The sequence below is a fragment of the Consotaella aegiceratis genome (assembly GCF_036541425.1).
In the GTDB taxonomy this organism is placed as follows: domain Bacteria; phylum Pseudomonadota; class Alphaproteobacteria; order Rhizobiales; family Rhizobiaceae; genus Consotaella; species Consotaella aegiceratis.
On sequence record NZ_JAZHFT010000010.1, the window covers coordinates 135,449 to 141,705 of the forward strand.

At 62.7% G+C, this 6,257-nt stretch carries 6 protein-coding genes and 3 pseudogenes; 3 read left to right on the plus strand and 6 right to left on the minus strand.

Going from position 1 to position 6,257, the window contains the following annotated elements; translation table 11 throughout:
* Positions 1 to 19: 19 nt before the first annotated feature.
* The 3 genes from SMD10_RS09655 to traA form a co-directional block, all read right to left on the minus strand.
* On the minus strand, positions 20 to 244 hold the full coding sequence (locus SMD10_RS09655) for a hypothetical protein (protein WP_331685475.1): 225 nt from the start codon (positions 242 to 244) through the stop codon (positions 20 to 22).
* Complete coding sequence (locus SMD10_RS09660) at positions 234 to 452, minus strand: helix-turn-helix transcriptional regulator (RefSeq protein WP_331685476.1); 219 nt, start codon at positions 450 to 452, stop codon at positions 234 to 236. Before SMD10_RS09660 ends, SMD10_RS09655 begins: the two co-directional genes overlap by 11 nt.
* Positions 453 to 583: 131 nt before the next feature.
* Positions 584 to 3,454 (minus strand): Ti-type conjugative transfer relaxase TraA, encoded by a 2,871-nt coding sequence (gene traA / locus SMD10_RS09665; RefSeq protein WP_331685477.1) that lies wholly within the window; start codon positions 3,452 to 3,454, stop codon positions 584 to 586.
* A gap of 186 nt (positions 3,455 to 3,640) precedes the next feature.
* On the opposite strand from traA, the gene SMD10_RS09670 reads away from it, so the two are divergent.
* Both SMD10_RS09670 and SMD10_RS09675 read left to right on the plus strand, forming a co-directional pair.
* Positions 3,641 to 3,967, plus strand: a complete 327-nt coding sequence (locus tag SMD10_RS09670; RefSeq protein WP_331685478.1) for a conjugal transfer protein TraD — start codon at positions 3,641 to 3,643, stop codon at positions 3,965 to 3,967.
* A 1-nt stretch (position 3,968) separates the two neighbouring features.
* The gene (locus SMD10_RS09675; RefSeq protein WP_331685479.1) at positions 3,969 to 4,280 is read left to right on the plus strand and encodes a conjugal transfer protein TraD; all 312 of its coding nucleotides are present in this window, start codon (positions 3,969 to 3,971) and stop codon (positions 4,278 to 4,280) included.
* Here SMD10_RS09675 and SMD10_RS09680 read toward each other — a convergent pair.
* From SMD10_RS09680 to SMD10_RS09695, 3 pseudogenes are all read right to left on the minus strand, one after another.
* Positions 4,165 to 4,815 (minus strand): annotated as a pseudogene (locus SMD10_RS09680) (transposase); the annotation flags it as partial. The gene SMD10_RS09675 and the pseudogene SMD10_RS09680 sit on opposite strands and share 116 nt — an antisense overlap.
* Positions 4,816 to 4,851: 36 nt before the next feature.
* Positions 4,852 to 5,234 (minus strand): annotated as a pseudogene (locus SMD10_RS25580) (adenylyl-sulfate kinase); the annotation flags it as partial.
* Between the two features lie 66 nt (positions 5,235 to 5,300).
* Positions 5,301 to 5,483: pseudogene (locus SMD10_RS09695) on the minus strand (integrase core domain-containing protein); the annotation flags it as partial.
* A 375-nt stretch (positions 5,484 to 5,858) separates the two neighbouring features.
* On the opposite strand from SMD10_RS09695, the gene SMD10_RS09700 reads away from it, so the two are divergent.
* The coding region (locus tag SMD10_RS09700) for a contractile injection system protein, VgrG/Pvc8 family (protein WP_432757214.1) at positions 5,859 to 6,257 on the plus strand (399 nt) is incomplete at its 3' end.

Below are 6,257 nucleotides of genomic sequence, written 5' to 3' on the forward strand. Positions count from 1 at the left end.
AGCAAGGCGGACCACGATGTCATCCGTCATCGCCGCCGCCTTCATGTGGCGCATTGTCATTGGCAGCACGCATGGCTTGCTCAAAGTCTTCCCGCGCCATTTGTTTTCCGATCAGCCGAGCGATGCTCAACACCACCTTGTCCACCCCGGACAGATGGAGCTCGGTCCCAGCGTTCTTTCGATCGGGCGAGCAATTGTCATTCGCGGGTTCCTGTCCGCCGTCGCCCTTGCGATCAGAAGTCATCGAAGTCGAACTCGCTTCTCGGTCGCCATCCGACAGGATTGGCGACCCAGCGATCAATATCGGACTCCCGCCAACCGGCACCGTTGACGCTGATCTTGATCTGGGCCGGGAACGTGCCTTCGGCGATCTTTCGATAAATGGTGGAGCGGGATAGACCCGTCCGGGAGAGGACGGTCTTCAGGCGGATAATACGGTCTGGTTGACGCATGGCTGCGCTGCCTCCTGCTGGTCGTTTCTGACGATTGCAGAGACCAGTCAGAGAAGCGATTTATCGTTCTGCAAGAGATATTTAGACGACGTAGGGCTATGGCGAAGAAACGGCGGCAAATAGGATAAGTCTCAAAGTCCGATCCCTCGTCCTCTTCCGAGGTCGAGACCGTGAGAGAAGGCAAGGGCGGCTCCGAGTCGGCGGCCTGTCTCCATGTTGATCCCGAGCGCAGCCTTGCGATTGGCGAGAAGGGATTCAAGCTGCGGATCGCGTCGAAGGCTCTTTGCCATGTCGCCCATCGCCGACCGCGTGGCTTTATAGCCGGACATGTCGCCAGCTTGGTATTGGCGGTGGCTGGTGCGGTCGAGCTTCTGCCAGCGCTCCACGAAGCGATCGGCACGGCTGCCCGGATCGCCCCCGCGTCCGATGCGGATTTCGGTTTCTAGCTGGAGCGCTTGAATGGTGCGGTTGATGCGCCCCGATCCGGCTTCACGTGCGAGGCTGTTGTCCTTGCTGTAGGCCGATTCCGCATCCTGCCAGCCATGGGGTCGGACTTGATCGAATGCACGCCGTGCCGCACCAAGCTCCTGCCGCTGCACGGCAGATGGCGAAAGACCACGGTGTTTGGCTTCAAGAATTGCATCGGATGCACAGGCATGGCGGATAAGCGCCTTGGTGCGGGCCTGGCGCAGCGCTTCCGCAGGGTCTTCCGACACTTTTCTTTCCGGCACGACCTTCCGCACGATTTCGGCGATGCGAGCGCGGAAGGTGATCCCGCGCCGCTCGGCATAGTCCTGGGCCGGACCGATCTGCTTATAGTCAGATGCCATGTCCTTGGCGCGGTCACGCGAAAGGGTGCCAATGAGCCGGTCCTGACTGGTGAAGTCGTCGCGACCATAATGGAGGTCGATGCCGTCGCGGTGGCGGGACAGGGCAACATAGCTGCCATGGGCGTCTAGGCCCGGTGTCGCCAGCACATGCGTCCGGTCCACGGTCATGCCCTGGGCCTTATGGATGGTGGCCGCATAGCCGTGGTCGATGCGGTCATAATCCTTGAGGTCAAAGGCTACATTGCGGCCGTCATCGGTGTGCACCGTCATGCTCTGTGGGTTGACTTCGTCAACTGTACCCAGCGTGCCGTTCTTCACGCCAAGCCCGCGCTCGTTCTGCAGGAACATGACGCGATCCCCAGCGGCAAAGCTACGTTCGCCCCGCTCGACCGTGACGCGCACGTCCTCGCCAAGATCGCCGGCCGCCCGCATCCTGTCGCGGGCTGCCTCGTTGAGTTCGCGCACCTCGGCATTGGTGTGGGTGAGGATGATCCGGCTGCTGTTCGGTGCTGCCTGCCGGTTGCGGTCCCAGCGGTCGATCAGATCGCCCCGCGCCTGTTCGCGGCTTTCAGCGGAATGCACCATGCCGTGACGGTCATAGGCGGTAATGACGTTGCCGGTCCTGCCGGTCGCCAGATCACGGGTCGCGTCGCGCTGCCAGTCCTCGCGCTGGCGGCGAACCTCATGAATCTCGACACTGCCATGACGTTCGTGAATCGAGCGGAAGGCTGCGCCCGCCTCGATGGATTGCAATTGCTGTGGATCACCGACCAGCACCACCTTTGCACCCGCGTCGGCGGCATGGGACAGCACACGTTCCAATTGGCGTGTGCCGACCATGCCCGCCTCATCGATCACCAAAACATCGCGGCTGGTGAGCATGTCGCGGCCCTGTTTCCAGCCATGTTCCATGCTGGCGATGGTGCGCGAGGCAATGCCCGATCCACCTTCCAGATTCTCGGCGGCGATGCCGGATAGCGCAACACCGCGAACCTCAAAACCTGCCGCTTCCCAAGCCTCGCGCGCCACGCCCAGCATGGCGCTCTTTCCCGTCCCGGCATAACCGACGACAATGCCAAGATCGCGCCCCTCCGTGACATGCGCCAGCGCATCGACCTGCTCGCCGGACAGAACAAGGCCGCGCTGTTCGGCGCGCGCAAGTGCGGCCGCTCTGTCCCGGTCGCTGACCTCGTGCAATTCCTTCCCGGCCATGAGTTCCGCCGCGCGGTGCAACCGCTGTTCGGCCTCGATCATGTAGCGGGTGGTGAACCGATCCTCGCCGCGTCCGTCCTGCCCGAGTTCGACCAGATCGGGCGAACCGCGCATCGCGCCCATCACCTCGGTGAACTGGTCGAGGCCGTCGCTGTGGCGATGCGCGAACATTGCCATATCGCGCCGCGTGAAGGTCGATTGCTGATGCGTGATCGCGTCCAGTGCAATGGAGGGATCAGCGATGATCCGCGCGCCGTTGTTGCGGGCGATTTCGCGGTGCATGTCCGCGCGGTCGGCGGCCTCGATCCCTTCGCCCTCGATGCGCTGCGCGGGCGCGCCGATCTGGCTTTGCGGCTCCAAGCCGATGCCCTGCGCCTCAAAGCTTCGATGGTCGATGCGCGCGTCAATGTCGAGCTCAGCCAATCGCTCATTGACATGCTCGGCCCATCGTTCCCGCCAGCGTTCCACCATATCCGTGCGGTTCCAGTCCCGCACCTTCTGCCCAAACCCGTTCTCGTCTACGCTGCGCATGGTCAGCATGACATGGGCATGGGGTTTGGGCATCCCGTCCTCGCCGATGTCCCAATGCACATTCAGGTCGGCGATCATGCCATGATCCACAAATTCGGCCTTCGCGAAATCGCGGGCAAGCTCGATGCCCTGCGCCTGGGTCATCTCGCGCGGAATGGCGAACTCCACCTCGCGGGCAAGCTGGGCATCTTTGCGAACCTCGAACGCCTCGACATCGTTCCAGAGCTGTTCGCGGTCGGACCATTGCTCCGGCGCGTTCTCCGGCAGCAGCACCTCGGAATGGACGACGCCGCGCTTGGCGGAAAAGTCCTGCACGCGGTCGATGCGTTCGTCGCGCATCCGCGAGGCCGAGCGGTAGGCGGCGGATGCCACCGCGCTGCTCCCGGCCTTGCGGCCAATGACTTTGACGTGAAGATGATAGATCGCCATCGCGATCGAGGATTGGCACGAAGAAGCGCACGTCGGAACGACGTATAAGCGCACCCTCCCTCGAAAAAATCTCGGGATGGACCGGGCCGTGCCAGACCGTCCCGGTAAAAATACTGCGTTCAGCCGTCTCGTCTGCACAACTATCATCGTTCCATCAACCACTTGCGACCGGGAAAGGACGCGACCATGCGCAAACCACGAGACTATGATGCGGAACTGAAGGCTCTGGAGGAGAAGACCAGGGAACTGAAAACCCGCAAAGTGCAGCAACTCGGCGAACTGGTCGTCGCCACCGGAGCCGATGCACTCACCGTCGAAGAGCTGGCGGGCGCGCTGGTCGCGCTGACGGAAACCACCGACGCCGGAAAGAAGGAGGCATGGGCGAAGCGTGGCGCGGCATTCTTTCGCAGCAAGTCACGGCGATCTGCGAAAGCAAGTGACGGCAACAGCAACGGCACTCCGGCGCAACAGGGCAGCGTGCAATCGGCATCAGGCGGCGCGGGCGCGGCATGACATGCGCACTTGGCAGGTGGAACGTCGCAAGCGCACCCGGCATCTGATCGAACTCGGCGGCCTCGTCATCAAGGCAGGCATCGTGGACCTTACCGGTGACGACCGCGCCATGATCTACGGCGCACTGATCTGGATGGCCGATAAGCTCAAGAGCGAAGAAGGGGAACGGGCGCGTAGCCTGTGGGCCGGAAAGGGAAATAGCCGAAGGTCGGGATCGCAATGTCGATTTGCTGCTTCTGGCCATCTTCGGCCGGTCTGGCCTTCGAGAACTTCACGGTCCAGCGCGCATCGACATCCTTCTGTCGCGCTTTGAACGGTTCATCCTTCCAGATCGCCTTGGCGCTCTCGCCGGACTTGATCCGGGCCTTCTCGTCCTCGGTGTTTCTCTGGCGCGGAGCCGAAACGAGCGTGGCGTCGATAATCTGACCGGACATTGGAAGATAGCCCGCTTCGGTGATCGCTTGGTCGAGGCAGGCAAACAGAGCGTCAAGCGCATCGGCGGCGATCAGCGCTTCGCGAAAAGCCCACAGCGTGTTGGCGTCCGGAACCCTGTCGCCGGGACCCAAGCCGCAGAACCGCATCCAGCTCAGCCGGTCCTTCACCAGGAACTCGGTCTGCTCCAGCGAGAGACCGTTCAGCGACTGCAGCACCAGCATGCGAAACTTCAGGACCGGATCGAAAGCCGGCCTGCCGCCCTTGCTGCGATCGCCAGGCGGCACTGCCTTGATCAGTTCGGGCCGGAACATCTCAAAATCGACCGTTGCGGCGAGCTTCTCCAGCGGATCACCCTGCTCGGAAAGCTGCGAGAGCCGATCCGAAACGTCCCAAAACCCAAGCTGACCCAACATCCGATCCTCCAAACAAACCGTCGTCAGTGAATCAGATCACAGCGATTCCCGCCAGTTTCCGGAGGCGTCTACGTAACGATGGCGTTTCAAGTATTCGATCACCTGCTCGGCCAGTTCGTCGGCTGGTGTGATACCGGCGGCCAATTGGATCTGGGCCTGTTCGGGCGGCTTGTAGGGGCTGTCGATGCCGGTAAAATTCTTGATCACGCCGGCCTGCGCGCGCTTGTAAAGACCCCTGGGACGCGCCGCTCGGCAACGTGCAGCGGCGTGTCGACGAAGATTTCGACGAATTCACCTGGGTCGAGAAGGTCGCGCGCCAACTGCCGCTCAGCGCGGGACGGCGAGATGAAGGAGCACAGGACGATCAACCCGGCATCAACGAAGAGCTTGGCAGTCTCGGCGACGCGGCGGATGTTCTCCCCCTGAGGTGGTCCCGGTTTCCCGAACAGGTAGGCGGCTGAGTTAAGCTTGGTTCAGGTGGTTGTTCATGCCGCCAGTTTGATGAAGCCGGCGCCCTCATGGACCTCGGCGGGCGTTCTCACGCCATGGGCCGAGTGGGGGCGTTCGGCGTTGTAGTAGGCCATCCACTTCGCGATGCCGGCTCGCGCCTCGGAGCCGGTCTCGAAGGCATAGAGATAGATGCATTCGTATTTGAGCGAGCGCCACAACGAGATCGCCTCGGAACATCTCGAAATCGACCGCCGTGCCGAAGGCCTCCAGCTGATCACCCAGATCGCTCAGGCGCTTCAGGCGGTCATCAAAATCAAAGAAGCCTCGCCTCGGTCCCATTCCCGTGCCTCCACCCCACCGGAGACACTGAATCATCAAACGCCGGCAAACGCGAGGTTTTTAGAACCCTCCAGGTGCGCCGCTACTCGGCAAAGCCGCCCGGCAGCGTCGCCAGGCAAAGAATGGCGCATGGCTTCAATAAGGCTTGCGAACCATCCCTCTTGCCGCCACGATCCGTTGACACACTTACCAATTGTGTTCCCACATGCCAGGATTGCCGTGAGAGCCGGCATGTCGACGACGAGGAGGCGGGCATGGCAATGGACGATCTGACGGACGGGATCGAGACGGGCTCGGCTTCGGATTTCGTCCAGGCGGGACGCGTCTTGAAGGTGATCTCGCCGCTCGGCGAGGACGTGCTTCTGCCCGAGCGCGCGACGATCGTGGAGGGCGTCAACGAGCTCTTCTCCATCGAGCTGGTGGTTCGGGCCAAGCGCGAGGCGGTGGAGCCGGCCGAGCTGATCGGGCGGCGCATCGACGTGCTGGTGGAGGTGCGGCAGGGCGCCGGCGAGGAAGGCGGCGGCTTCGGCGGCGGGGGCGGCGAGGATTCGAAACTCCGCCGGCCCTTCAACGCGCTGGTCACCGACCTCGACGAGGGGCCGATGGTGACCCGCGGCGTGCGCTCCTACACCCTGACCCTGCGCCCCGAGATG

Bases quoted from the DNA above. Each gene is read 5' to 3' on its own strand.
- SMD10_RS09670 (WP_331685478.1), top strand. From the start codon at position 3,641: ATGCGCAAACCACGAGACTATGATGCGGAACTGAAGGCTCTGGAGGAG.
- traA (WP_331685477.1), bottom strand. From the start codon at position 3,454: ATGGCGATCTATCATCTTCACGTCAAAGTCATTGGCCGCAAGGCCGGG.
- SMD10_RS09660 (WP_331685476.1), bottom strand. From the start codon at position 452: ATGCGTCAACCAGACCGTATTATCCGCCTGAAGACCGTCCTCTCCCGG.
- SMD10_RS09675 (WP_331685479.1), top strand. From the start codon at position 3,969: ATGCGCACTTGGCAGGTGGAACGTCGCAAGCGCACCCGGCATCTGATC.
- SMD10_RS09655 (WP_331685475.1), bottom strand. From the start codon at position 244: ATGACTTCTGATCGCAAGGGCGACGGCGGACAGGAACCCGCGAATGAC.